This window comes from Streptomyces sp. NPDC051738 (genome assembly GCF_044453205.1).
GTDB lineage: Bacteria > Actinomycetota > Actinomycetes > Streptomycetales > Streptomycetaceae > Streptomyces.
The window spans coordinates 502,574-524,990 of the sequence record NZ_JBITCM010000002.1 but is presented as its reverse complement, the minus strand read 5'-3'; the positions used below and the strand labels follow the sequence as shown (position 1 = coordinate 524,990).

Here is a 22,417-nt window from a genome sequence, read left to right as displayed (position 1 = left end):
AATCCGCAGCATCTTGAAAAACCAATCACCAGGCTCCACGCCGTTCCACATGATCGCAAGATGCGAAACGAGGTGTTTACCGGTCATACGCGCTCATTGTGGCACCTGTGGGGGTCTTGTGTATCCGTTGTGGACACGCGGGCGCGGATGTTGCCGAAGTGCTCGCTTATGGCCTCCTCCGCCTGTATCGCGTCGCCCGACCGCACCGCGTCCACGATCTCCCGGTGCTGCCGGCAGGTGACCAGGGGATCCTGCGGTGCGCCGCCGAGATCGGTGTGGACGCGGTGGAAGGCGTCCCAGAACGCCTCCATGACCTCGCCCAGCAGTGCGTTGTCCAACCCTCGGTAGAGAGTGGCGTGAAACGCCCGGTCGGTCTCGGCGATGCCGTCGCCGCCGTGCGCCGCCTGCTCTTCCATACGGTCGACGAGCGCGTCCAGTTCAACGAGGTCCGCGTCCGGAATCCGCCCCGCGAGCCGCGACACCAGCCCCGTCTCGATCGCCTCCCGCAACTGCAGCAGCTGGAGCAAGGTGTCCTCGCCGCGGTAGTGCCCGGCGACCGTGCGGAAGGTGAGGCCCTCGATCATCGGGGCGAGTGACATCGTGCCGACGTAGGTCCCGAACCCGTGCCGGATCTCCACGATGCCCATCGCCTGGAGCCCCTTGAGCGCCTCACGCACGGAGTTCCGGCTGGCCCCCAGATGCTCCATCAGCTCGGGTTCCGTCGGCAGCGGGGCGCCGGAGGGCAGCCGACGGTCGATGATGAGCTTCTTGATCCGCTCCTGAAGGTCACGCGCTGCCATGGGCCAGAGAGTATCCGGCCAAACACGCCGGAAGCCCCTCGCTTGCACGAGGGGCTTCCGGACCGAAGGGGGTGTGGGTGGCGGAGCCCCCACAACGCGCGGCGCAGCCGCGCAGAAACGACGATGGCGAGTCATGATCGCGCTTTTTGCGATCATGACTCGCCATCGTCATCGTGCGCCGCCAGGGACTCGAACCCCGGACCCGCTGATTAAGAGTCAGCTGCTCTAACCAACTGAGCTAGCGGCGCGTACTGACTCGTTAACCCTACATGACCTGCAGGGGTGCTCCTGACCACCGGTCGGGAGCGGGTGGGTGCGTCCGGGTCGCCGTAAACCATTCGGACCGTCAACATGCGAGTCCGGAAGACAGTTGTGAAACTGACGGTGTGTACAGCTGTGGAAATTTCCAACTGGAGTGTGAGGGGAATCGCATGGAGACTCGGGCTCCGGTATTCGAGGAATTCTCTCCGGAGAGTGACTGCGACTGCCCCGGATGCGTTCACTGGCGACGCGTCCTGCCGCATTCCACGACCGCTCGCCACCCGGCGGCAGGCCGGGCGCTGATCGTCGCCGCAGCCGCCTCCACCACCCTTGCCGTCGGCCACACGGCCCCGGCCCTGGCCATCCCCCACGCCGCCGATCGACCGGGCGTTCCCGCAGCTGACGAGCCGGATTCACCCCAGGGCGGCAAGGCCCCGCTGCACGGTCCGGGCGGGCAGCCGGCCAAGCCGGGCCCGGTGAAGACGCCCGCGGCCACCCGCGCGGAGATCATCAAGCGGGCCAAGAAATGGGTTTCCGCGAAGGTGCCGTACAGCATGTCCCGGTACTGGTCCGACGGATACCGGCAGGACTGCTCAGGCTTTGTCTCGATGGCCTGGAAGCTGCCCGGAAACGAATGGACGGGCAGCCTCGACCAGTACGGCGTACGCATCGCGAGGGAGGATCTGCAGCCCGGCGACATTCTGCTGTTCCACAATCCGGATGACCCCCGGCGGGGCTCGCACGTCGTCATTTTCGGCGGCTGGACGGACTACCGGCACACCCACTACGTCGCCTACGAGTCGACCCGCCCCCACGCCCGTCGGCTGACCATCCCGTTCGCCTACTGGAGCCACTCCGACCGCTATGTCGCCTACCGCTACAAGGGGCTGGTGAGCACTGTGACGGGTACGAAACCGGACACCGGACAGCTGGACGCCGTCAAGCCGGACACCGAGCAGCCGGACACCGGGCGGCAGGAGTCCGCCAAGCCGGACACCGGTCAGCAGGACTCCGCCAAGCCGGAGGGCGCCAAGCCGGCCTCGGCCAAGCCGGCCTCGGCCAAGCCGGCCTCGGCCAAGCCGGCCTCGGCCAAGCCGGCCTCGGCCAAGCCGGACGGCGCCAAGCGCGCGGTGCCGTACCCGGGGCAGGCGTATTTCGGCCCCGGGGCCAACAACAAGCACGTCACCCAGTTGGGGCGCATGCTCGTCGAGCGCGGCGCCGGCCGGTACTTCCCCTCCGGCCCCGGCCCGCGCTGGACCGACGCGGACCGCAGGGCCACCCGGGCCTTCCAGCTGGCGCAGGGCTGGCGGGGCCGGGACGCGGACGGGCTGCCGGGGCCGCGGACGTGGACGCTGCTGGTGACGGGCAAGGGCATGGACGTCCAGCCGGAGGGGTCGATCGGGCCGGACGGCCAGGCGGTGCCGGCGTCGCACGGGGTGGCGGGGTATCCGGGGCGGGCGATGTTCCGGCAGGGCGCCAACAACAAATACGTCACCCAGCTCGGCAGACAACTGGTGAAGAAGGGATTCGGCAAGCACTACAGGACCGGACCGGGATCGCGCTGGGGTGAGACGGACCGGCGAGCCGTCGAAGCCTTCCAGCGCGCCCAGGGCTGGCGGGGCGGCGCGGCGGACGGCTATCCGGGGCCGGAGACCTGGCGGCGGCTGTTCGCGTAGGCGGCGGCGTTCTCACAACCACCTTGTGACGCATCTGGCGCGGAGGCTGGAGGCACGCATGACCACGACCACTTCTCACACACCCGACTCGGAGGGCGGCCCGGACGCAGGGGCGGCGGCTCGCCCCGGGCGGCTGATCCAGAACGAGGTGACCACCGAGATCCCGGTCCACCTGCTGTTCCGCGACGGCCCCGACCCGGTGTCCGTGCCGCTCAGCCCGACGGTCGTGGCGCGTCGGCAGGGCACGGGGGAGCAGCCGCGGGTGCGCCGTCCGACGCAGCCGAAGCCGCGTCCCGAGCCGCAGGTCGACCCCGAGCTGGTGGAGCGGCCCGCGCGGGTGCTGCCCGGGGCGGCGGGGCTGCTCGCCGGGGCCTGCGGGGCGGCCGGGTGCCTGGCCACCTCGTGGTGGGCCGGGGTGCTGCCGCCGCTCGCGGTGGACGCGCTGGGGTTGCCGGTGTCCGCGGGGGCGGGGCTGGGGCCGGCGCAGTGGGCGGCGTACACGGGGGCCGGGGCGCTGGGGCTCTTCGGGCTCGGCGGGCTGGCGCGGGGACAGACCGGGCGGGCGTGGGTGCTGGGGCTGTTCGGCCGCTACCGCGGGACGGTCCGGCGCACCGGCCTGCTGTGGGTCAACCCGCTGCTGCTGCGCCGCCGGGTCGACGTACGGCTGCGGCACTGGCGCAGCGAGCAGATGCCGGCGGCGGACGGCAACGGGGTCGCGCTGCGTGCCGTCGTCCTGGTGGTGTGGCGGGTGAAGGACACCGCGCGGGCGACGCTCGGGGTGGAGGACCACGAGACGTATCTGCGCGAGTGCGTCGAGGCGGCGCTGGCCCGGGTGCCGGTGGAGATGCCGGGTGCCACGCGCGGGTCCGTCGAGACGGCCACGGACACCTTGACCCGATTGGTGGTACGGGACGCGGGGGAAGTCGGCATCGAGGTGTTCTCGGTGCGGCCGCTGCGGGTGGAGTACGCGCCCGAGGTCGCCGCCGCCATGCACCGTCGCCGTATCGCCGCGCTGGACGCGCAGCACCGGGCGACCATGCTCACCTCGGTCGTCGATTCGGTGGAGGACACGGTCACGCGGCTGACCGTGCGGGGTCTGGTCGAGCTGGACGACTACGAACGCAAGGCGCTGGTCAAGGACTTGACGGTGGCCTTCTGCGTGGGGCGGGGCGAGTCGGGCGCCTAGGGCCTGCCCCGGACGTTCGCCCGACTGCCCGTCGAAAGCCCGTCGAACATGTCCCTCGATTGGTATGGACATGTTCAACGGTCAGCAATAATCTGGGACTTGGTCTAGACCTGCAAGCTCGCCGAACTTCCCCCACGTTCCCAGGAGCAGCAGCATGCGCAGAAAGACCAACAGGAAGACCAAGTGGTACGCCGCCGCGCTCGGACTCACCACGGCCGGGGCCCTCGTGCTCTCCGCCGGAGGCGCGAGCAGTCACGGCTACACCGACCTCCCCATCAGCCGGCAGAAGCTCTGTCAGAACGGCACCGTGACCAACTGCGGCTCCATCCAGTGGGAGCCGCAGAGCGTCGAGGGCCCGAAGGGCTTCCCCGGCTCCGGCCCGGCCGACGGACAGATATGCAACGCCGGTCTCGGCCAGTTCGGCCAGCTCAGCGCCCCGACGACGCCGTCCGGTGCCGCGTGGCCCACCACCCGGGTGTCGGGCGGTCAGAGCTACACGTTCCGCTGGCAGTTCACCGCCATGCACGCCACGACCGACTTCAAGTACTACGTCACCAAGCCGGGCTGGAACCAGAACCACAACCTGGCCCGCTCCGACCTCAACCTCACCCCGTTCCTGACGGTCCCGTACAACGGGCAGCGGCCCCCGGCCACGCTCTCCCACAGCGGCACCCTGCCGTCCGGGCTGAGCGGCCATCACGTCATCCTCGCGGTGTGGACGGTCCACGACACGAGCAACGCGTTCTACGCCTGCTCGGACGTCACGTTCTGATCGGGTTCCCGATCTCTGAGCGTTACTTGAGTAAGGCGCGCTTCCCTCGGGGGTAGGTTCCCCACACGAGCAGTACCTGACCTCGGGGGAAGCACCATGGACCTCATCTTCTACCTCGTGCCCGGCCTGATCCTGGCCGTGGTCCTCTTCGGCGCGTACCGCGTGGTGCGCCGCTCCCTGCAGGTGCGAAGCGCCTGGAACAGCGGTCTGACGGCGGAGGGGCGCTGCCTGCGGATGTTCACGACGACGCACGGCGGCAGCGGCGACACCTCGGTGCGGACGACGATGCACCACGTCTACGAGTTCACCGCTCACGACGGCCGGACGGTCCGCTTCGAGGAGGAGGACGGCCCGGCGACGATCCTGGAGGGTGACTTCGTCACCGTCTACTACGCCGAGGGCCGCGATGTGGTCGCCACGGCCAAGACGCCGAGCCGGGCCAAGCTGGCGGCGTCGACCGTCGCCATCCTGGCGTTCCTCGGGGTGGTCGCGGTGTTCTGCGTCGGCTTCATGGTCACGTACAACCAGATGTCCGACGAGTTCGGCTTCGGTGACGACGTCGACGACACCACCAACACCGTCGTCGTCGACGGCGTCACGATCACCCCGTGACCCTCCGGACTCTCCACATCTGACGATCCATCAACTACCGTGCGCCGCCATGGAGTCCAACAGGCGTACGGTCGCGGAACTCGTCGCCGGTCGATGGGGCGACCATCGGCCGGGGCTGTGGTGCGAAGGGCAGACGCTCACCCATCACCAGGTGGCGCAGGGTGCCGCCGCCCGGGCGGCCCTGCTGGCCGACCTCGTGCCACCCCGTTCGCACATCGGCGTCCTGCTCGACAACACCCCTGAATACCCCCTGTGGTTGAGCGCGGCGGCCCTCGCGGGAGCGGCCGTCGCCGGGATCAACCCCACCCGCCGGGGCCCCGAACTCGCCCGCGACATCCTGCACACCGAGTGCCGGATCCTGATCACCGAGCGCGCCCATCTGCCGTTGCTCGACGGCCTCGAACTACCCGGCGTACGCCTGCTGTCGACCGACTCGGCGGACTACGACGCCCTGCTCGCGCCCTACGCCGACGCCCGCCCCGACCCCTCCCGCGCCACCCCGCACGACCGCCTCCTGCTCTACTTCACCTCCGGCTCGACCGGCGCCCCCAAGGCGGCGATCTGCACCCAGGGCCGGCTGGCGGCGGCCGGGCGCTCCCTGGCCGACCAGTTCGCCGTCCGCCCCGACGACGTGCACTACGTCTGCATGCCGATGTTCCACGGCAACGCGGTCATCGCCGACTGGGCCCCCGCCCTCGCGGCCGGCGCGGGAGTGGCGCTGCGGCGACGGTTCTCGGCGTCGGGGTTCCTGGCGGACGTACGGCGGTATCGGGCGACGTACTTCACCTACGTCGGCCGAGCGATCCAGTACCTCCTCGCCACCGAGCCCGGCCCCGCCGACCGGGACCATGCGCTGCGGCTCGGCTTCGGCACCGAGGCGGGCGCCGTGGACGCGGCGGCGTTCGAGCGGCGGTTCGGGGTGCGGCTGGTGGAGGGGTACGGGTCGTCCGAGGGCGGGGCCGCCGTGCAGTGGTCGCCGGGAACGCCGGCGGGGGCCGTGGGGCGGGCGGCGCCCGGGCTCGTCGTACTCGATCCGCAGACCTGTGCGGAGTGTCCGCCGGCCGTCTTCGACGCGGGCGGGCGGCTGGTCAACGGGGACGAGGCCATCGGGGAGCTGGTCAACCGGGGGCCGAACCCCTTCGAGGGGTACTGGCGCAACCCCGAGGCGGAGGCGGAGCGGCGGCGGGCGGGCTGGTACTGGACGGGGGACCTGTTCTGCCGGGACGCGGAGGGCTATCTGTACTTCGCGGGGCGCGGTGACGACCGGCTCCGGGTGGACGGCGAGAACCTGTCCGCCGCGATGATCGAGAACATCCTCGCCCGGTACGAGGGCGCGGACGCCGTCGCCGTGTACGCGGTGCCGGACCCGGTCACCGGGGACCAGGTCATGGCGACGATCGCGGGGCAGTTCGATGCGGCGGGATTCGCCGAGTTCCTGGCCGCCCAGCCGGATCTCGGGACGAAGATGGCGCCCCGTTTCGTGCGGGTGGTGGAGCGAATGCCGGTGACCGCGACGAACAAGATCCATCGGGCGGGGCTGAGGAGGGAGGGGGTGCGGTGCGCCGACCCGGTGTGGTGGCGGCCGGCCGGGGAGCGGGCGTACCGGAGGCTGACCGAGGCGGATGTCTTGGCATACGTTGAAGGGCCTCCCGCTCCCACGAGAGGCCCTTCGTCTGTGCGCCGCCAGGGACTCGAACCCCGGACCCGCTGATGCTGCATTTCCCGGGGGGTAACCCCCGGACCCCCAGCCGCCCTTTGGGGCCGGTCTCGAAGAGGGCGGATGTCTTGGCATACGTCGAAGGGCCTCCCGCTCCCACGAGAGGCCCTTCGTCTGTGCGCCGCCAGGGACTCGAACCCCGGACCCGCTGATTAAGAGTCAGCTGCTCTAACCAACTGAGCTAGCGGCGCATGACCCTCACCGACCGCGTTTTGATGTGTCTCGCGGCGGCGACGAGAAAAATACTACCTGGTGCTCAGGGGTGCTTCCGACCACCGTCGCGCGTGGCGGTCAGGACTGGATCGCGAGCGACAGCAGCACCGGCGTCGCGCTCCGGTTCAGTGTGTCCGCCGCCTGCTTCAGGCGGTGGGCGTGCTCGACGGGGAGGGACAGGGCCAGGCAGCCCACCGACGAACCGGCCGTGATCGGGACCGCCGCGCACACCGTGCCCACCGCGTACTCCTGGAGGTCGAGGTGGGGGACCGTCGGCGGCTGGGAATCCAGGCGGGAGAGCAGCACCCTGTCGCTGGTGATCGTGCGTGAGGTGAGGCGGGCCATCCTGTGGCGGGAGAGGTGGTCGCGCCGCCCGTTGTGGTCGAGCTGGCCGAGCAGGCTCTTGCCGATCGCCGTCGCGTGGGCGGAGGAGCGGAAGTCGACCCACTCGTTGACCACGGGCGTGGCCGGGCCGGCGGCGTACTGGTCGATCTTGACCTCGCCGTCGACATACCGGCTGACGTAGACCGCGGCGCCGACCGAGTCGCGCAGCCGGTCCAGGGTGCGCTGGAGGTTCTCGCGCAGGGCCTGCTCGCGGCCCTGCGCGGAACCGAGTCGGGTGAGCGCGTCGCCCGTGACGTACGCGCCGTCGGCGACCTGCTCGACGTAGCCCTCACGGCGCAGCATCCGCAGCAGGCCGGTCAGGCGCTCCGGGTCTATGCCCGTCTGCCGGGCGAGCTCGGCGTCGGTGACTCCGGTGCTGTGCCGCGCCACGGTCTCCAGGACGCGCAGGGCGTCCTGGGCCGAGTGGTACGGCGCGGTCGGCTCGTGCGTCAGCGCCACGGTTCCCCCTGCGGTCGCACATCGCTTTTCGAATTGGGCCGGGTTGCAGTCAGCCAATCCCCACCACGATAACCGGCAAGAGGCTTGTAGTGAGCGGTTGTTGACGAGATTGCGATGCCCTCAACTGCGGTCTAGCACTCTGGCATATGACAAAGGCATGCACCGTCGACCGGAGTCACCGCAGACCGAGGTCACAGCACCGCGCTGAGGAACTCCCGGGTCCGGTCGTTCTCGGGGTCGTTGAAGATCTTCTCCGGCGGGCCGGACTCGATGACCCGGCCGGAGTCGAACATCAGGACCTGGTCCGAGATGTCCCGGGCGAAATTCATCTCGTGAGTCACACAGAGCATGGTGATGTCCGTGGTGCGGGCGATGTCACGGAGCACGTCGAGCACGCCCGCGACCAGCTCCGGGTCCAGCGCCGACGTCACCTCGTCCAGCAGCAGTACCTGCGGCCGCATCGCCAGCGCCCGCGCGATCGCCACCCGCTGCTGCTGGCCGCCCGACAGCTGGGTCGGGCGGGCGTCGCACTTGTCGGCGAGACCCACCATGTCCAGCAGCTCGCGGGCGCGGGCCTCCGCCTCGTCCTTGGACAGGCCGAGGACGGTGACCGGGGCCTCGGTGATGTTCCGCAGCACGGTCATGTTCGGGAACAGGTTGAACTGCTGGAACACCATCCCGATCTTCTTGCGGACCTCGCGGACCTGCTTCTCCGGGGCCGGGAAGAGCTGGTCCCCGGCGACCCTGATCGTGCCCTCGTCGGGCTTGATCAGGGTCATCAGCATCCGCAGGATCGTCGTCTTGCCGGAGCCGGACGGGCCGATCAGGGTGACGTGCTTGCCGGACGCGACGGAGAAGTCGAGCCCGTCGAGCACGGTGTTGGACCCGAAGCGCTTGGTGACGTGGTCGAAGCGGATCAGCTCGCCGCCGTCCACCGGCGGGTTGGCGCTCGCGTCGGGATCTTTCATCAGAGGGGTGTCAGCGGACAAGGCGTCGCTCCAAGGCTCGTACGAGAAGGGAGGCCGGATAGGCGATGAAGATGAAGGCCACTCCGATGACCGTCAGGGGCTCGGTGAACTGGAAGTTCTCCTGCGCGAACAGCCGCGCCGAGCCGAGCATCTCCATGACCGTGATCGTCATCAGGATCGGGGTGTCCTTGAGCATGGCGATGACGTAGTTGCCGAGGGCCGGCACGACCCGGCGGATCGCCTGCGGCAGGATCACCACCTGCCACGTCCTGGTCGTCGGCAGGTTCAGCGCCGTCGCGGCCTCCCACTGGCCGACGGGCACCGCCTCGATGCCGGCCCGGTAGACCTGCATCGTGTACGTCGAGTAGTGCAGCCCGATCGCGAAGACGCCGGTGGCCAGCGCCGAGAAGGTGATGCCCCACTCGGGCAGCACGTAGAAGAGGAAGAACAACTGCACCAGCAGCGGGGTGTTGCGGATGAACTCCGTCACCGCCCCTACCGGCCAGCGCACCCAGCGGGTCGGCGTGCGCATCAGCAGCGCCCACACCAGGCCGAGCGCGAACGAGATCAGCGAGCCGATGGCCAGGATCTGCAGGGTGAGCAGCAGCCCGTCCCAGAATCGCGGCATGAAGTCGGCGACAGCGCCCCAGTCCCAGGTCATGAGAAAGAACCTCCCGCGCCCACGCCGGTCGTCTCAGGACGGTGCAGCTCCTGGTCGGGCGTACGCCCGACCGGCTTGCCCAGCCCTGCCTTGAGTTTGCGTTCCAGTCCGCGCATCCCCCGGGTGAGCAGGAAGGCGATGACGAAGTAGATCAGCAGGATGTACGTGTAGATCTCGGCGCTCTCCTGCAGCGCGAGCCGCACCAGGTTGGCGCTGAAGGCCAGGTCGCCCATGCCCATCACGGACACCAGCGCGGTGCCCTTCAGCAGTTCCACCAGCAGGTTGGTGAAGGAGGGGATCATCTCCGGCACCGCCTGCGGCAGCAGGATCAGCCGCATGCGCTGCCATGGCGTGAAGCTGAGTGCGATGCCGCCCTCGCGCTGCGCCGGGTCGACGGAGTTCAGCGCGCCGCGCACGATCTCGGCGCCGTACGCGCCGTACGTCAGCCCCAGCGCGAGCGTGCCCGCCCACAGGGGTACCAGCTGCCAGCCGAAGGCCACCGGCAGGACGAAGAACACCCAGAAGATCATGATCAGGGCGGAGGTCCCGCGGAACACCTCCGTGTAGAAGCCCGCGAGGAAGCGGACGATCCACAGCCGGTGGGTACGGGCCATGCCGACGGCGAAGGCGACCGCCACGGCCAGCAGCCCGCTCAGGACGAGCAGCTGGACGGTGGTCCAGATCCCCTTGAGTACGAGTTCCCAGAGTCCCGAGGTCATCAGCCCGTCCCCCCTGCGCACAGCTCCTTCGCGGTGAGGTCGGTCATCTCGGCCTCGGTGAAGCCGAAGGGCTTGAGGATGCGGAACAGCTCCCCGCTCTTCTTGAGCTTGTGCAGCTCCACGTTGAAGGCGTCCCGCAGCTTCGTCTCGGTCGGCCGGAAGGCGAACGCGCCGCCGTCGACGTGCGGTTTGCCGCCGACGAGGGGCGCGAAGGCCTTGGTGGCCTCCGCCTTGCCGGACTTCTTGACGACCTCCCGGGTGGTCAGCGCCGTACCGGCGAAGACGTCGACACGCCCCGCCTCGACGGCGTTCAGCCCCGCGACCTGGTCCGGCACGATGAGGATGTCGCCCTCCTTGTACCCCGCCTCGACGGCGTACTGGATCTCGGCGTAGCCGGTCCCGGTGGCGAACTTGGCCTTCTTCTCGACGACGTCCTTGTAGTCGTGCAGCCCCTTGGGGTTCCCCTTGCGCACGATGAAGGAGTCGAGCATCTGGTAGTCGGGGTCGGAGAAGATGACCTGCTCACAGCGCTCGGGATTGACGTACATCCCGGCGGCGACGACGTCGAACTGCTGCGAGTTGAGCCCGGGAATCAGCGACCCGAACTCGGTCGGCACCGGCTGCACCCGGTCGATGCCCAGCCGCTTGAAGATGACCTTGGCCAACTCCGGCGCCTCGCCGGTCAGATCGCCGTTCTTGTCGATGTAACCGAAGGGGATCTCCCCCGCTATACCGAGCCGTACGACGCCCGCCGCCTTCATGCGGTCGAGCAGGTCGCCGCCGTCCTCGGTCGATGCGGTGGCCACACGGGTGCAGCCGGCCGCCCCCAGCGCGCCGAGCGCCGCCACCCCCGCGAGCAGCGATCGGCGCGTGGTCCCAGGTGTGTCTCTGTCGTTCCCATTAGGTGGAGCCATGGCGGCGCGGCTACCCGAGACCATGCGATGTATGCACTATGGAAGGCATGGCTGACCGCTACCTCGAAGTCTCGCTGGTCAAGCGTGGAATCACCTGCACGGCAAAACTGCTGGACGATCGCGCACCCGTCACCTGCGCGGCCGTGTGGGACGCCCTTCCGCTGAGCGGCGACGTCTATCACGCGAAATACGCCCGAAACGAGATCTACGCCCTGTTCCCACCGTTCGCGACATCGGAACCACCCCTGGAAAACCCGACCATCACCCCCATTCCAGGAGATCTCTGCTATTTCTCCTTCGCCGGCACCGAATTGAGCACCAAGTCCTACGGCTACGACCGCGAGGTCCGCCCCGGCACGACACTCGTCGACCTGGCCCTGTTCTACGAGCGCAACAACCTGCTCCTCAACGGCGACGTGGGCTGGGTGCCCGGCATCGTCTGGGGCCAGGTCGTCGAGGGCCTCGAAGAGATGGCCGAGGGCTGCAACGACCTGTGGCGGTCCGGGGCGCTGGGGGAGTCGCTCAGCTTCCGGAGGCTGTGACTCCCGCGACCCCCGCGACTCCGGCGATCCCGGCCTCGTACAGCGCGTGCGCCGCCCGCAGCACCAGGTCGTCCCGGTGCCGGGCGGCCACGAGTTGCAGGCCGATCGGCAGACCGTCCCCGTCCCTGCCGACGGGGACGGTGGCCGCCGGCTGCTGGGTGAGGTTGAAGGGGTATGTGAACGGGGTCCAGCCCGTCCACCTGCGATGTCCCGAGCCCTTGGGGGCCTCCGCGCCCGCCTCGAAGGCGGTGATCGGGAGGGTCGGGGTGACGAGGAGGTCGTAGGTGTCGTGGAAGCGGCCCATGCGGCGGCCGAGTTCCATACGGACGTCGACCGCGGCCAGGTAGTCCAGCGCCGAGAGGCGGGCGCCGACGCCGCAGATCTCCCGTAGGCCCGGGTCGAGCAACTCCCGCTGGTGCGGTCCGAGATGCTGGGTCACCCGGGCCGCCCCGGTGAACCACAGGGTGTGGAAGGCGTCCACCGGGTCGGTGAAGTCGGGGTCGGCCTCCTCGACGTACGCCCCCAGCCCCGCCAGCCGCTCCACCGCCCGCCGCACCGCCGCCGCGACCGCCGGGCGCACCGCCACCTGGCCGCCGAGGGAGGGCGAGTAGGCGACGCGCAGACCGCGCACGCCGCCGGTCAGCCCCGTCACGAAGGAGCCGGGCGCGGGCGGGAGCGCGGACCAGTCGCGGGAGTCGGGCGTGCCGATGACGTCGAGCAGCAGGGCCGCGTCGGCCGCGTCGCGGGTCATCGGGCCGACGTGGGCCAGGGTGCCGAATGCGCTCGCGGGGTAGAGCGGGACGCGGCCGTACGTCGGTTTCAGGGCGAAGATGCCGCAGAACGCCGCCGGGATACGGACACTGCCGCCGCCGTCGGTGCCGAGCGCGAGCGGCCCCGCGCCGAGGGCCACGGCCGCCGCGGCGCCGCCGCTGGAGCCGCCGGCGGTGCGGGTCGGGTCGTAGGGGTTGCGGGTGACACCGGACAGGGGCGAGTCGGTGACGCCCTTCCAGCCGAACTCGGGGGTCGTGGTCTTGCCGAGGAAGACGGCGCCGTGCGCGCGCAGCCGGGCCACGGAAGGGGCGTCCTCGTCCCAACTCCCCTTCCCGGAGATGGTCTTCGAGCCCTTCAGCGTGGGTCCGCCGCGCATCAGCAGGATGTCCTTGACGGTGACCGGGACACCGTCGAGCAGCCCGGCCGGTGCGCCGCGCCGCCAGCGTTCGGCCGACTCGGCGGCCCGGGCGAGCGCCTCGTCGGCGGTGAGGCGTACGAAGGCGTTGACCTCCGGCTGGATCCGCTCGGCACGCTCCAGGGCGGCACGGGTGGCGTCGACGGGGCTGAACCGCCCTTCTCGGTAGCCGTCGAGGAGTTGTACGGCGGTCAGTTCGGTGAGATCCGTCATGCGTCGCCCTCCAGCCGTAGACGTCAGCGTCCGGGTACGTACCCACGCTGCTTGTCGACCACGTTCAGCAGTGGCCTGCCCGCCTCCCACCTCTCGTACAGCTCCACGAACTGCTTGCCGAGTTCATCCCGCCAGCCGATCGTGTCCCCGCTCATGTGCGGCGAGACGATCAGCCCCGGAAGCCCCCACAACGGGCTGTCGGGACCGAGCGGCTCGTGCTCGAAGACGTCGAGCGCGGCCCCCGCGATCCAGCGCCTGGTGAGGGCCTCGGCCAGGGCGTCCTCCACGACAAGCTGCCCGCGCCCGACGTTGATGAACCGGGCGGAGGGCTGCATGACGCCGAAGCGGCGGGTGTCGAACATGCCGTGCGTCTGCTCGGTGAGCGGGGCGGCGGCGATCACCCAGTCGGCGCGGGCGATCAGCCGGTCGAGATCGTCCGGGCCGTGGATGCCGGTACGCGGGGTCCGGCCGACCAGCGCGGTGGTGACGTCGAGGGCCTTGAGCGTGCGGGCGATCGTACGACCGATGGGACCGGATCCGACGACGCACGCGCGCGTGCCCGCCACCCGCTGCCCCTCGCGGTGCCGCCACTCCCGGCCGCGCTGGAACTCCAGGGTCCTCGGCAGATCCTTCGCCATCGCCAGCACCAGCGCGGCGACGTACTCGCCGATCGGCTGGTCGAAGATCCCGCGCGCGTTGGTGACCACGGTGTCGGACGCGGTCAGCTCCGGGCACATCAGATGGTCCACACCCGCGCTCGCCGTGTGCACCCAGCGCGGCCGCGGGCCCTCGCCGGGCCAGGCGTGGCGTACGGCATGCGACGTGAAGTCCCAGACCAGCAGGACGTCGGCGTGGGGCAGCCGCGCGGCGAGGGTCGACTCGTCCGCGTGCTCGACGCGGGCGCGGCCGGTGAGGCGGCCGAGGCGGGGGAGGGGATCGGCGTCGAGGACGAGGAGGGTGGGCGGGGAGGCGGGGGCGGGGTTGGAGGCGGGGGTCGGACCGGGGGTGGATGCGGTCATTCGGGGTCGCTTCTCCAGAGGGGTGCGGGTGCCGTTTCTCGGGGTTTTACTGGAAGTGCCAGCCGTCTGACATGCGAGGTTTGACCACGCTCGCACCCGAACCTACCTTCGTCAACACGGGCGAACATACGGTCCGTTGCTCACCTGTTTCTCGTAGTGAGGACGGTGCCTGCCATGAGCTCCATGGACATCTCCTTCCTTGGCGGACCCTGCCCGCAGCGCGGTGTCGGAGTCGTCGCCCCCTTCGACTTCGCGCTGGACCGGGAACTGTGGCGCTGGGTGCCGGACGAGGTCTCCCTGCATCTGACCCGAACACCGTTCGTCCCGGTCGAGGTCAGCCTGGATCTGGCCCGTCTGGTCAGCGAGCACGAGACGCTCGGCGACGGCGTCCGCACCCTGACCGCGGTCGCACCCGAGGTGGTCGCCTACGCCTGCACCTCCGGCAGTTTCGTCGGCGGCATCGCGGGCGAGCGGGCCATGTGCGAGGCGATGACACAGGCGGGCGCGGTGCCCGCGGTCACCACCTCCGGGGCGCTGCTGGAGGCCCTGACCGAGCTGAACGTACGGCGGGTGGCGCTGGTGACGCCGTACACCGTGTCGGTGACGCGGGCGCTGGAGGAGTACGTGGCCGAGGCGGGGGTCGCGGTCACCGGGTGCGAGTTCATGGGGCTGACACGGCACATCTGGAAGGTGCCGTACCGCGATGTGGCCGACATGGCGCACAGGGCGGTGCGGGGGCCCACGGACGCGCTGTTCATCAGCTGCACCAACCTCCCCACCTACGACGTGATCCCCCAGCTGGAGGCGGAACTGCGCATCCCGGTTCTCTCGGCCAACCAGGTCACGATGTGGGCCGCACTGCGTCGGCTGGGTACCCGAGCGGTGGGGGCGTATCAGGCGCTGATCGATCCGGCGGCGCGTGGTGGCCCCGTGCTCCCCGAAGCACTGCCGAACGTGCCGGGCGAAGAACAACAGCAGGAAGGGCCGACATGACCGCACTCGGATTCCTCTACCCGGGCCACTCCGCCGAGGACGACTACCCACGCATCGAGCAGCTGCTCGCCAGCGACATCCGGGTCGACCTGGTGCACACCGACATCGGCGAGGACGCGCACCGGGTGGACGCACTGCTCCGGATGGGCTCGGCCGAGCGCCTCGCGGCGGGCGTGGAGGCGCTGCGGCTGACGGGTGCCGAGGCGGTGGTGTGGGCGTGCACGTCCGGCAGCTTCGTGTACGGCTGGGAGGGCGCCCATGAGCAGGTGCGCACCCTCGCCGTCGCGGCGGGCATGCCGGCGTCGTCGACGTCCTTCGCCTTCGTGCACGCGGTACGGGAGCTCGGGGTGCGGCGGGTGGCGATCGGGGCGACGTACCCCGACGACGTGGCGCAGCTCTTCGCGGACTTCCTGCGGGCGGCGGGCATCGATGTGCTGTCGGTCCGAGGCTCCGGAATCATCACGGCGGCGGAGGTCGGCACCTGGGGCGACGAGGAACTCTTCGCCCTGGCCAGGGAGGCGGACCACCCCGACGCCGAGGCGATCCTCCTCCCCGACACGGCCCTGCACACCGCGTCCCACCTCGCAGCCCTGGAACACCACCTCACCAAGCCGGTCCTCACCGCGAACCAGGTCACGGTCTGGGAGGCCCTACGCCTGACAGACCGCCGGGTGAACGCCCCGGAACTGGGGGCACTGTTCACGAAGGAGCCGATCGTGCAGGTGTAGCGCCCGGGGACGGTTCTCGCCCCCGCCGCCCCTACCCTTCCCGTCCTTCCGGGGCTCCGCCCCAGACCCCGCTCCTCAAACGCCGGAGGGGCTGAGTAGTTCAGCCCGTCCGGCGTTTGAGGACGAGGCCCCTTCAGGGCCGAAACGGGGGTCTGGGGGCGGAGCCCCCAGGGACGGGACGGGTAGGGGCGGCGGGGGCGAGAAAACACACCGGGAATAAACCGGAGCCTCCCTCCTGTTAACGCCGGGCAGAACAGCGCACCGCATCACCACAGGAGGCACCCGTGGCGGCAGACAAAACCCAGGCCGACGAGATCCGAGGCACCGCACAGGGCACCGCCCCCGTCCCCCTCTCCGTACTGGACCTCGTCACGGTCAGCGCAGGCCGCACCGCCACCGACGCCCTCCGCACCAGCGTCGAACTCTCCCGCCGAGCGGAATCCCGCGGCTTCCACCGCTACTGGGTCGCCGAACACCACTCCATGCCCGGCGTCGCCTCCTCGTCCCCCGCCGTGATCCTCGCCCACATCGCCGCCCACACCACCCGCATCCGCCTCGGCTCCGGCGGCGTCATGCTCCCCAACCACGCCCCCCTCGTCATCGCGGAGCAGTTCGGCACCCTGGAGGCCATGGCCCCCGGCCGCATCGACCTCGGCCTCGGCCGCGCTCCCGGCACGGACGGTGCCACGGCAGCGGCCCTCCGCCGCACCGACCACCTGGGCGAAGGTGCCGACGACTTCCCCGAGCAACTGGCGGAGCTCACCCGCTTCCTCGACGACGACTTCCCCGACGGCCACCCCTACCGCCGTATCCACGCCATCCCCGGCCCCATCCAGGCGACGTCACCCGGCGGCGTCCAGTCCCCGCACCGCCCCCCGATCTGGCTGCTCGGCTCCTCCGGCTTCAGCGCCCGCCTCGCCGCCGTCCTCGGCCTGCCCTTCGCCTTCGCGCACCACTTCTCCGCGCGCAACACCGTCCCGGCCCTTGACCTGTACCGAGAGTCCTTCCGGCCCTCCGCCGTCCTCGACGAGCCGTACGCCCTCATCGGCGTCTCCGCCCTCGCCACCGACGACGAGAAGGAGGCCCGCCGCCAGGTCAGGGCCGCCGCCCTCAGCATGATCCGCCTGCGCACCGGCCGCCCCGGCCTCATCCCCACCCCCGAGGAGGCCGAGGCCTACGAATTCACGCCGATGGAGCGCGAGTTCGCCGACTCCTGGAACGCGGACGTCGTCCACGGCACCCCCGACGAGGTCCGCGCAGGCCTGGACGACCTCCAGAAGCGCACCGGCGCCGACGAGTTGATGATCACGAGCAACGCACCCGGCATGGACATACGCCTGCGCTCGTACGAACTCATCGCGGACGCCTACGGGTTGCCGACGGCGTAATCACGCCCCCGGCACGCCCGCCCACCCGGTCACGCCCCCTCGCCCTGCCCTCCTCACACCCGCACACCCAACAACTCGGAAATACGATCCGGCGGCACCGGCCGCGAGTACAGCCACCCCTGCCCGGTGTCGCAGCCGATCCGCCGCAGCCGCGAGGCCTGCGCCAGCGTCTCCACGCACTCCGCGGTGACCGTCAGCCCCAGCCGGTGGGCCAGCTGGATCATCGCCTCGACGACGACCTCGTCGGCCGGGTTCGGCGGCACGGCCGCGCTGTTGTCGCTCTCGTACTGGAAGCCCCGTACGAAGGAACCGTCCAGCTTCAGGACCGAGACCGGCAGCCGGCTGAGGTACGCCAGGTTCGAGTAGCCGGTGCCGAAGTCGTCGATCGCGATGCGTACGCCCATGTCGCTGAGCGCCTGGAGGTCCTGGAGCGGCCGACCCGCCGAGCCCATCACGGCCGACTCGGTCAGCTCCAGCTGCAGCAGGTGCGGGGCGAGTTCCGTCTCGGCGAGGATGCGGGCCACGTCCGCCACCAGGTCGGAGTCCCAGACCTGCCGCACCGCGACGTTCACGCTCACGAAGATCGGCGGCTCGTCGGGGTGCGCCACCTGCCAGGCGCGCGCCTGACGGCAGGCGGTCGTCAGGATCCAGCGGCCGAGCGGCACGATGGAGCCGTCCTCCTCGGCCAGTCCGATGAACCGATTCGGCGCCAGTACGCCGAACTGAGGATGTTTCCAGCGGACAAGTGCCTCGACGCCGCGCAGCCGGCCGTCCTCCATGCTCACCAACGGCTGGTATTCCAGGGCGAATTCACCCCGCTCGATGGCCGGGCGGAGGGTGGAGGAGAGGGCCTGGCGGGTCATGAGGTGGGCGTTGCGTTCGGGGTCGAACAGCGTCCAGCGGTCCTTGCCGTCGGCCTTCGCCCAGTACAGCGTCGTGTCGGCGGCCTGCATCAGCGCGGTGGGGGTGGTGCCGGCCGCCTGGCGTTCCACCACGCCGATCGACGCCGACACCGAAAGGCGCCGGCCGGAGAGGTCGAAGGGGGCCCGTAGGGCTTCGAGCACCGACTCGGCGAGGTCGGCCAGTTGCTCGGTGCCCGTCGAGTCCTCCACGAGCAGGGCGAACTCGTCGCCGCCGAGCCGGGCCACCAGCAGCGGGCTCGACCGGGCGTACCCCGCCTCCTCGGCGCAGCGCGTGAGCCGTTCGGCCACGCCGGCCAGCAGGCTGTCGCCGACCCGGTGGCCGAGGGTGTCGTTGATCGCCTTGAATCCGTCAAGGTCCAGGTAGCACAGGCCGATTCGGCCGGTGGTGCCGCTGTCCTCGTACGACTCCGCCTCCAGTGCCGTCGTCAGGCGCTCGAAGAACAGGGTGCGGTTGGGCAGCCGGGTCACCGGGTCGTGCATCTGCAAGTGCCGCAGCCGGGCCTGGAGTTCGCGGTGGGCGCTGATGTCGGCGACGGAGAGCAGGACACCACCGCCGAGCTCCGCGTCGGGCAGGGGCGCGACCGTGACCTGGGCCCAAAGGGAGTGCCCGTCCGGGTGTTTGAGACGGCGTGTGCAACGCAGTCTGGCCTGACGGCCGCGCAGTACTTCGAGGTACGCGTGCCAGGTGCGGGCGTCGGAGGCGAGGTCCACCAGGTCCGCGGCTACGGAACCGGCCAGTTCCCCGGGTGCCGTGCCGAGCAGGTCGGCGAGGGCGGGGTTGGCGCCGGTGACCAGGCCCTCTCGGTCGACCACGGCCATCGCCAGGGGCGCGGCGGAGAAGGCGGCGGAGTAGGGCGGCACCTCGGTACCGGGTGATGGCTGCGCGTTACTCTCTGTGACGGCCGGCCCGATGAGGTCTGCCGCAGGTGTCGGCCATTCGGGCGTTCCGCTCACCGCTCGCTCCCGCAGTGCACTCGATCTTCGGATGGGTCTCATCGGAATGTTGGGCCGGGAGGCTGTGGGCCGCCGGGCCTTGTTCGTGCAGGGAAAGTGTCAGGAAAGTGTGCCGATCATAGAGGCTGGTCCCCGGCCCTTCCACCCACTGTTCAGTGTTCCCCGGTGAGCCGACCTTCCGACAGATCGTTTCTGCTCGCACCTGGACGGCTTCTTCGGCCCCTCGACCGGTTGTGACGTTCCGTGAGCGATTCCGGGGTGTCGGTTCCGGCGGTCTCTCGGGCCTCTCACCCGTCCGGCGCAGGCAAACAGGACGTAGTACGACAATCTGACAGAGGCTGGGTGCGGTGTCCCGCGAACCGCCCCGGAGGTCCACGTGCCGCGTCAGTTCCCCCTGCTCCCCGGCATGGGTCGGCTGCGGGAATGGCCCCGACTGCGCGGTGTCGCCGCCGTGTTCACCACCATGTCGGCGCTCGCCGCGACCTCCCTGATCACGGATCCCTCGGCCGCCGAACCGTTCGACACGGCGGCCTGCGCCCTCGAGCGCACCGAGGCGCACCACTCCGAAGGCCTGAACACCTGGAACGCCGCCTATCCGCGCCCCACCCGCAAGCTCGACGCGGTCATGATCTTCCTGTCCTTCCCGGACGCGGCCCCCCACACGACACCCGCCGAACTGACGGCCGACCACTTCCCGGCCACCACCCACTTCTTCGAACGCGCCTCCTACGGCAGATTCACCCTGCGTCCGCATCCGCTGCGGCACTGGGTCCGGATGCCGCGCCCGTCGACCGCGTACGCCATAAAGCGTGACTGGAGCGTGGACGACCGGGCCACCTATCTGCGCGACGCGCTCGCCGCGGCGGACCAGGAGGTGGACTTCTCCCGCTACGACGTCGTGTACTTCGTCGCCGATCCCGACGCGCCCGGCGTCGACTCGGACGCCACGAAGGTCGTCAACCTGGACACCCCGTTGCACGCCGACGGCGCCGACATCCGGCGCGTCGTCACGGTGTTCGAGAACCATCCGCCGGACCGGCTGGTCCTCGCGCACGAGACCGGCCACGTCTTCGACCTGCCCGACCTGTACCACCGCCCGATGGACGGCAAGGGCGACTGGGACACCTACGTCGGCGACTGGGACCTGATGGGCAGCCAGTTCGGGATGGCTCCGGACCTGTTCGGCTGGCACAAGTGGAAGCTGGGGTGGCTGGAGCGGCGCCAGGTGGTGTGCGTGCAAGGGGCGAGGGCCGCGGGCGCGCGGCTGACGCTGGAGCCGCTGGCGGTGGGGGGTGGCGTTCCGATGCAGGCGGGGGCGGTCGGGGCGCCCGGCGCCGTCGGCTCGTTCGGGTCGCCCGGCACGGTCGGCGCCGTACCGGGCTTCGGGCTGGGCAACGGCATCAAGCTCGCCGTCGTCCGCACCGGCCCCGAGAGCGCCCTCGCCTTCGAGGTGCGCGGCCCGGTGGGCAACGACATGCAGGCCTGCCGACAGGGGGTGCTGGTGTACCGGGTGCGCAGCCAGACCGAGTCCGGCGGCGGCCCGGTCGAGGTGATCGACGCCCACCCGCACACCGAGGCCTGCTGGGAGCAGTCGGTGTATCCACCGCTCGCGGACGCGCCGGTCGGGCTGGGCGAGAGCTTCACGGTGCCGGGGGAGGGCGTACGGGTGGAGGTGGAGGGGCGTACGGCTTCGGGGGCGTGGACGGTGAAGATCGCACCGGCGCGCAGCGCTCGCGGCGGATAGGAGCAGGTTCTGGGGGGCGTGCCGGTCGCGGTGCGCCGGTAAGGGCGGGCGTACGCCGCTCGCGGACGGTGGTGGTGGCGCGCACCGGGCGCATGCGAAAAGCCCCTCGCTTCCGCGAGGGGCTTTCACTGTCGTGCGCCGCCAGGGACTCGAACCCCGGACCCGCTGATTAAGAGTCAGCTGCTCTAACCAACTGAGCTAGCGGCGCCTGCTGACGTCGTAGACCTTAGCATCCTGGTCGGCGTGGGGAAAAATCGAAATCCGAACGGCCGCGCGGGCCGCCCGTACGGCCGCCCAGAGCAGTACCTCCGGGCCCGGTAACCAGGGATTACGGGTGTCCGGGGCGACCAGCCAGCGGGTCTCGGAGGGCGCCGGGGACGCCGCATAGGTGTCCGCCGGCGCAGGGACGGTCACCGCGTCGCCGGTGCCGTGGCACAGCAGCGGCGGAATGCCGTCCGTGCGGCTGAACTCCTCCCAGCGCAGCAGTGAGGGCAGCCGCTGGGCGGTGCCCGGGGCGGCGAACATCAGGATCCGCCCCCGGAAGGCGGCCACCGGGCCCGTCCCCGGGCCCTCGTCCCACAGCCGGTCGAGCATGCGGCGCCCGAAGATCGCCGGGGTGTTGACGATGTCGAAGACGGAGCCGCAGGGTAGGACCACCGGCGCGTGCGGACGTTCCGCCCACAGGGCGAGCATGCTGCGCGGATACGATCCCGCCGACGCGAGCCAGGCGGCTCCGTCGGGGGTGACGCCGGTGACTCCGAAGGCGTCGGCGCGGACGTCGACGCAGGCGTCGGACTGGTCGGCGAAGAGGTCGGTGAAGAGGTCGTCCCGTGTGCGGCTCATGACGGATACATCTACCGACGGTGAGGGCCCGGTTTCCGAGGGTTGCCGAAAAGCCGGACAGGGGACGGGAGGAGCGGGTATCTTGCCCGCCTGGCATATGCCGTGGGGGTGATCGCGGGGACGATCGCAGAGACGGTCGCAGGGTTGATCACACGGGGTCGACGTGCCCCGGCCCCTCGACCCCGCGCATCAGATCCCGGCCGAACTCCACCATCTTCTTGGCGTAGTCCTCGGTCCACTCGGCCCGCGCCGCGATGTCGGCGGGCGTCAGCCGGTCGAACCGCCGGGGGTCCGCCAGCTGGGCCGCCGCGATGGCCTGGAACTCCACCGCACGGTCCGTCGCCGCCCGGAACGCCTGCGTCAGCTCGGTCGCCCGCGCCAGCAGCGCACGGGGGTCGTCGATCGACTCCAGGTCGAAGAAGTGCTCCGGGTCGGAGGCTACCTCCGCGGGCTCGAAGAGCAGGGGCGCGGGGCGTAGCCGCGATTCGTTCCGACGCGGCGTGGGCTCCGCCATGCTGTGTCCTCCTCGTACGTAACCGGTC

The 22,417-nt window shown here is 70.6% G+C and carries 21 protein-coding genes and 3 tRNA genes; 10 read left to right on the top strand and 14 right to left on the bottom strand.

Annotation, left to right across the window (positions count from 1 at the left end; genetic code table 11):
* Nucleotides 1-83 precede the first annotated feature (83 nt).
* Complete coding sequence (locus tag ACIA8X_RS06915; RefSeq protein WP_393457506.1) at nucleotides 84-800, bottom strand: FadR/GntR family transcriptional regulator; 717 nt, start codon at nucleotides 798-800, stop codon at nucleotides 84-86.
* 174 nt (nucleotides 801-974) lie between these two features.
* A tRNA-Lys gene (locus ACIA8X_RS06910) sits at nucleotides 975-1,048 on the bottom strand.
* Between the two features lie 183 nt (nucleotides 1,049-1,231).
* On the opposite strand from ACIA8X_RS06910, the gene ACIA8X_RS06905 reads away from it, so the two are divergent.
* The 5 genes from ACIA8X_RS06905 (at nucleotide 1,232) to ACIA8X_RS06885 (ending at nucleotide 7,018) form a co-directional block, all read left to right on the top strand.
* Nucleotides 1,232-2,737, top strand: a complete 1,506-nt coding sequence (locus ACIA8X_RS06905) for a peptidoglycan-binding protein (protein WP_399457919.1) — start codon at nucleotides 1,232-1,234, stop codon at nucleotides 2,735-2,737.
* 58 nt (nucleotides 2,738-2,795) lie between these two features.
* Nucleotides 2,796-3,923, top strand: a complete 1,128-nt coding sequence (locus tag ACIA8X_RS06900; RefSeq protein ID WP_393457512.1) for an SPFH domain-containing protein — start codon at nucleotides 2,796-2,798, stop codon at nucleotides 3,921-3,923.
* 154 nt (nucleotides 3,924-4,077) lie between these two features.
* Entirely contained in the window at nucleotides 4,078-4,695 is a 618-nt protein-coding gene (locus tag ACIA8X_RS06895) for a lytic polysaccharide monooxygenase (protein WP_399457918.1), read from the top strand.
* A gap of 96 nt (nucleotides 4,696-4,791) precedes the next feature.
* Nucleotides 4,792-5,307: a hypothetical protein gene (locus ACIA8X_RS06890; RefSeq protein ID WP_393457518.1), complete on the top strand. Its 516-nt coding sequence runs from the start codon at nucleotides 4,792-4,794 to the stop codon at nucleotides 5,305-5,307.
* A gap of 49 nt (nucleotides 5,308-5,356) precedes the next feature.
* Nucleotides 5,357-7,018, top strand: a complete 1,662-nt coding sequence (locus ACIA8X_RS06885; RefSeq protein ID WP_399457917.1) for an AMP-binding protein — start codon at nucleotides 5,357-5,359, stop codon at nucleotides 7,016-7,018.
* Between the two features lie 123 nt (nucleotides 7,019-7,141).
* Here the strand turns inward: ACIA8X_RS06885 and ACIA8X_RS06880 are convergent.
* From ACIA8X_RS06880 to ehuB, 6 genes are all read right to left on the bottom strand, one after another.
* Nucleotides 7,142-7,215, bottom strand: a tRNA-Lys gene (locus ACIA8X_RS06880).
* A 100-nt stretch (nucleotides 7,216-7,315) separates the two neighbouring features.
* Nucleotides 7,316-8,080 (bottom strand): IclR family transcriptional regulator, encoded by a 765-nt coding sequence (locus tag ACIA8X_RS06875; protein ID WP_393457524.1) that lies wholly within the window; start codon nucleotides 8,078-8,080, stop codon nucleotides 7,316-7,318.
* Between the two features lie 191 nt (nucleotides 8,081-8,271).
* Entirely contained in the window at nucleotides 8,272-9,048 is a 777-nt protein-coding gene (gene ehuA / locus ACIA8X_RS06870; RefSeq protein WP_393457527.1) for an ectoine/hydroxyectoine ABC transporter ATP-binding protein EhuA, read from the bottom strand.
* A 10-nt stretch (nucleotides 9,049-9,058) separates the two neighbouring features.
* A complete protein-coding gene (gene ehuD / locus ACIA8X_RS06865) occupies nucleotides 9,059-9,709 on the bottom strand; it encodes an ectoine/hydroxyectoine ABC transporter permease subunit EhuD (RefSeq protein ID WP_393457530.1) in 651 nt (216 codons plus the stop codon).
* The gene (gene ehuC / locus ACIA8X_RS06860) at nucleotides 9,706-10,428 is read right to left on the bottom strand and encodes an ectoine/hydroxyectoine ABC transporter permease subunit EhuC (RefSeq protein WP_393457533.1); all 723 of its coding nucleotides are present in this window, start codon (nucleotides 10,426-10,428) and stop codon (nucleotides 9,706-9,708) included. Before ehuC ends, ehuD begins: the two co-directional genes overlap by 4 nt.
* The gene (ehuB, locus tag ACIA8X_RS06855) at nucleotides 10,428-11,366 is read right to left on the bottom strand and encodes an ectoine/hydroxyectoine ABC transporter substrate-binding protein EhuB (RefSeq protein WP_393457536.1); all 939 of its coding nucleotides are present in this window, start codon (nucleotides 11,364-11,366) and stop codon (nucleotides 10,428-10,430) included. The genes ehuC and ehuB overlap by 1 nt, the downstream gene beginning before the upstream one ends.
* 23 nt (nucleotides 11,367-11,389) lie before the next feature.
* Here ehuB and ACIA8X_RS06850 point away from each other — a divergent pair, with 23 nt between their 5' ends.
* Nucleotides 11,390-11,884, top strand: a complete 495-nt coding sequence (locus tag ACIA8X_RS06850) for a DUF3830 family protein (protein ID WP_393457539.1) — start codon at nucleotides 11,390-11,392, stop codon at nucleotides 11,882-11,884.
* Here ACIA8X_RS06850 and ACIA8X_RS06845 read toward each other — a convergent pair.
* Both ACIA8X_RS06845 and ACIA8X_RS06840 read right to left on the bottom strand, forming a co-directional pair.
* A complete protein-coding gene (locus tag ACIA8X_RS06845) occupies nucleotides 11,865-13,283 on the bottom strand; it encodes an amidase (RefSeq protein ID WP_399457916.1) in 1,419 nt (472 codons plus the stop codon). The two genes, ACIA8X_RS06850 and ACIA8X_RS06845, sit on opposite strands and share 20 nt — an antisense overlap.
* Before the next feature lie 23 nt (nucleotides 13,284-13,306).
* A complete protein-coding gene (locus ACIA8X_RS06840; RefSeq protein WP_393457545.1) occupies nucleotides 13,307-14,302 on the bottom strand; it encodes a D-2-hydroxyacid dehydrogenase in 996 nt (331 codons plus the stop codon).
* A 183-nt stretch (nucleotides 14,303-14,485) separates the two neighbouring features.
* On the opposite strand from ACIA8X_RS06840, the gene ACIA8X_RS06835 reads away from it, so the two are divergent.
* The 3 genes from ACIA8X_RS06835 (at nucleotide 14,486) to ACIA8X_RS06825 (ending at nucleotide 17,411) form a co-directional block, all read left to right on the top strand.
* Complete coding sequence (locus ACIA8X_RS06835) at nucleotides 14,486-15,295, top strand: decarboxylase (RefSeq protein WP_393457657.1); 810 nt, start codon at nucleotides 14,486-14,488, stop codon at nucleotides 15,293-15,295.
* Complete coding sequence (locus ACIA8X_RS06830) at nucleotides 15,292-16,023, top strand: decarboxylase (protein ID WP_399457915.1); 732 nt, start codon at nucleotides 15,292-15,294, stop codon at nucleotides 16,021-16,023. Before ACIA8X_RS06835 ends, ACIA8X_RS06830 begins: the two co-directional genes overlap by 4 nt.
* 284 nt (nucleotides 16,024-16,307) lie before the next feature.
* Nucleotides 16,308-17,411 (top strand): LLM class flavin-dependent oxidoreductase, encoded by a 1,104-nt coding sequence (locus ACIA8X_RS06825; protein ID WP_399457914.1) that lies wholly within the window; start codon nucleotides 16,308-16,310, stop codon nucleotides 17,409-17,411.
* A gap of 53 nt (nucleotides 17,412-17,464) precedes the next feature.
* Here the strand turns inward: ACIA8X_RS06825 and ACIA8X_RS06820 are convergent, their stop codons facing one another.
* Entirely contained in the window at nucleotides 17,465-19,288 is a 1,824-nt protein-coding gene (locus ACIA8X_RS06820) for a putative bifunctional diguanylate cyclase/phosphodiesterase (RefSeq protein ID WP_393457554.1), read from the bottom strand.
* Between the two features lie 376 nt (nucleotides 19,289-19,664).
* Here ACIA8X_RS06820 and ACIA8X_RS06815 point away from each other — a divergent pair, with 376 nt between their 5' ends.
* Complete coding sequence (locus ACIA8X_RS06815) at nucleotides 19,665-21,032, top strand: M6 family metalloprotease domain-containing protein (protein ID WP_393457557.1); 1,368 nt, start codon at nucleotides 19,665-19,667, stop codon at nucleotides 21,030-21,032.
* A 134-nt stretch (nucleotides 21,033-21,166) separates the two neighbouring features.
* Here ACIA8X_RS06815 and ACIA8X_RS06810 read toward each other — a convergent pair.
* The 3 genes from ACIA8X_RS06810 to ACIA8X_RS06800 all read right to left on the bottom strand — a co-directional run bounded on the left by ACIA8X_RS06810 (nucleotide 21,167) and on the right by ACIA8X_RS06800 (nucleotide 22,389).
* Nucleotides 21,167-21,240: transfer RNA gene (locus ACIA8X_RS06810), tRNA-Lys, on the bottom strand.
* Nucleotides 21,231-21,875 (bottom strand): bifunctional DNA primase/polymerase, encoded by a 645-nt coding sequence (locus ACIA8X_RS06805; protein ID WP_393457560.1) that lies wholly within the window; start codon nucleotides 21,873-21,875, stop codon nucleotides 21,231-21,233. Before ACIA8X_RS06805 ends, ACIA8X_RS06810 begins: the two co-directional genes overlap by 10 nt.
* A 148-nt stretch (nucleotides 21,876-22,023) precedes the next feature.
* Nucleotides 22,024-22,389, bottom strand: a complete 366-nt coding sequence (locus ACIA8X_RS06800; protein WP_393457563.1) for a hypothetical protein — start codon at nucleotides 22,387-22,389, stop codon at nucleotides 22,024-22,026.
* Nucleotides 22,390-22,417: the final 28 nt, after the last annotated feature.

What these genes read in the sequence shown, in the direction of transcription:
- ACIA8X_RS06895 (WP_399457918.1), top strand. Translation starts at nt 4,078, where the DNA reads ATGCGCAGAAAGACCAACAGGAAGACCAAGTGGTACGCCGCCGCGCTC.
- ACIA8X_RS06885 (WP_399457917.1), top strand. Translation starts at nt 5,357, where the DNA reads ATGGAGTCCAACAGGCGTACGGTCGCGGAACTCGTCGCCGGTCGATGG.
- ACIA8X_RS06840 (WP_393457545.1), bottom strand. Translation starts at nt 14,302, where the DNA reads ATGACCGCATCCACCCCCGGTCCGACCCCCGCCTCCAACCCCGCCCCC.
- ACIA8X_RS06800 (WP_393457563.1), bottom strand. Translation starts at nt 22,389, where the DNA reads ATGGCGGAGCCCACGCCGCGTCGGAACGAATCGCGGCTACGCCCCGCG.
- ehuC (WP_393457533.1), bottom strand. Translation starts at nt 10,428, where the DNA reads ATGACCTCGGGACTCTGGGAACTCGTACTCAAGGGGATCTGGACCACC.
- ACIA8X_RS06850 (WP_393457539.1), top strand. Translation starts at nt 11,390, where the DNA reads ATGGCTGACCGCTACCTCGAAGTCTCGCTGGTCAAGCGTGGAATCACC.
- ehuB (WP_393457536.1), bottom strand. Translation starts at nt 11,366, where the DNA reads ATGGTCTCGGGTAGCCGCGCCGCCATGGCTCCACCTAATGGGAACGAC.
- ACIA8X_RS06830 (WP_399457915.1), top strand. Translation starts at nt 15,292, where the DNA reads ATGACCGCACTCGGATTCCTCTACCCGGGCCACTCCGCCGAGGACGAC.
- ACIA8X_RS06915 (WP_393457506.1), bottom strand. Translation starts at nt 800, where the DNA reads ATGGCAGCGCGTGACCTTCAGGAGCGGATCAAGAAGCTCATCATCGAC.
- ACIA8X_RS06845 (WP_399457916.1), bottom strand. Translation starts at nt 13,283, where the DNA reads ATGACGGATCTCACCGAACTGACCGCCGTACAACTCCTCGACGGCTAC.
- ehuA (WP_393457527.1), bottom strand. Translation starts at nt 9,048, where the DNA reads ATGAAAGATCCCGACGCGAGCGCCAACCCGCCGGTGGACGGCGGCGAG.
- ACIA8X_RS06835 (WP_393457657.1), top strand. Translation starts at nt 14,486, where the DNA reads ATGGACATCTCCTTCCTTGGCGGACCCTGCCCGCAGCGCGGTGTCGGA.
- ACIA8X_RS06805 (WP_393457560.1), bottom strand. Translation starts at nt 21,875, where the DNA reads ATGAGCCGCACACGGGACGACCTCTTCACCGACCTCTTCGCCGACCAG.
- ehuD (WP_393457530.1), bottom strand. Translation starts at nt 9,709, where the DNA reads ATGACCTGGGACTGGGGCGCTGTCGCCGACTTCATGCCGCGATTCTGG.
- ACIA8X_RS06905 (WP_399457919.1), top strand. Translation starts at nt 1,232, where the DNA reads ATGGAGACTCGGGCTCCGGTATTCGAGGAATTCTCTCCGGAGAGTGAC.
- ACIA8X_RS06890 (WP_393457518.1), top strand. Translation starts at nt 4,792, where the DNA reads ATGGACCTCATCTTCTACCTCGTGCCCGGCCTGATCCTGGCCGTGGTC.
- ACIA8X_RS06900 (WP_393457512.1), top strand. Translation starts at nt 2,796, where the DNA reads ATGACCACGACCACTTCTCACACACCCGACTCGGAGGGCGGCCCGGAC.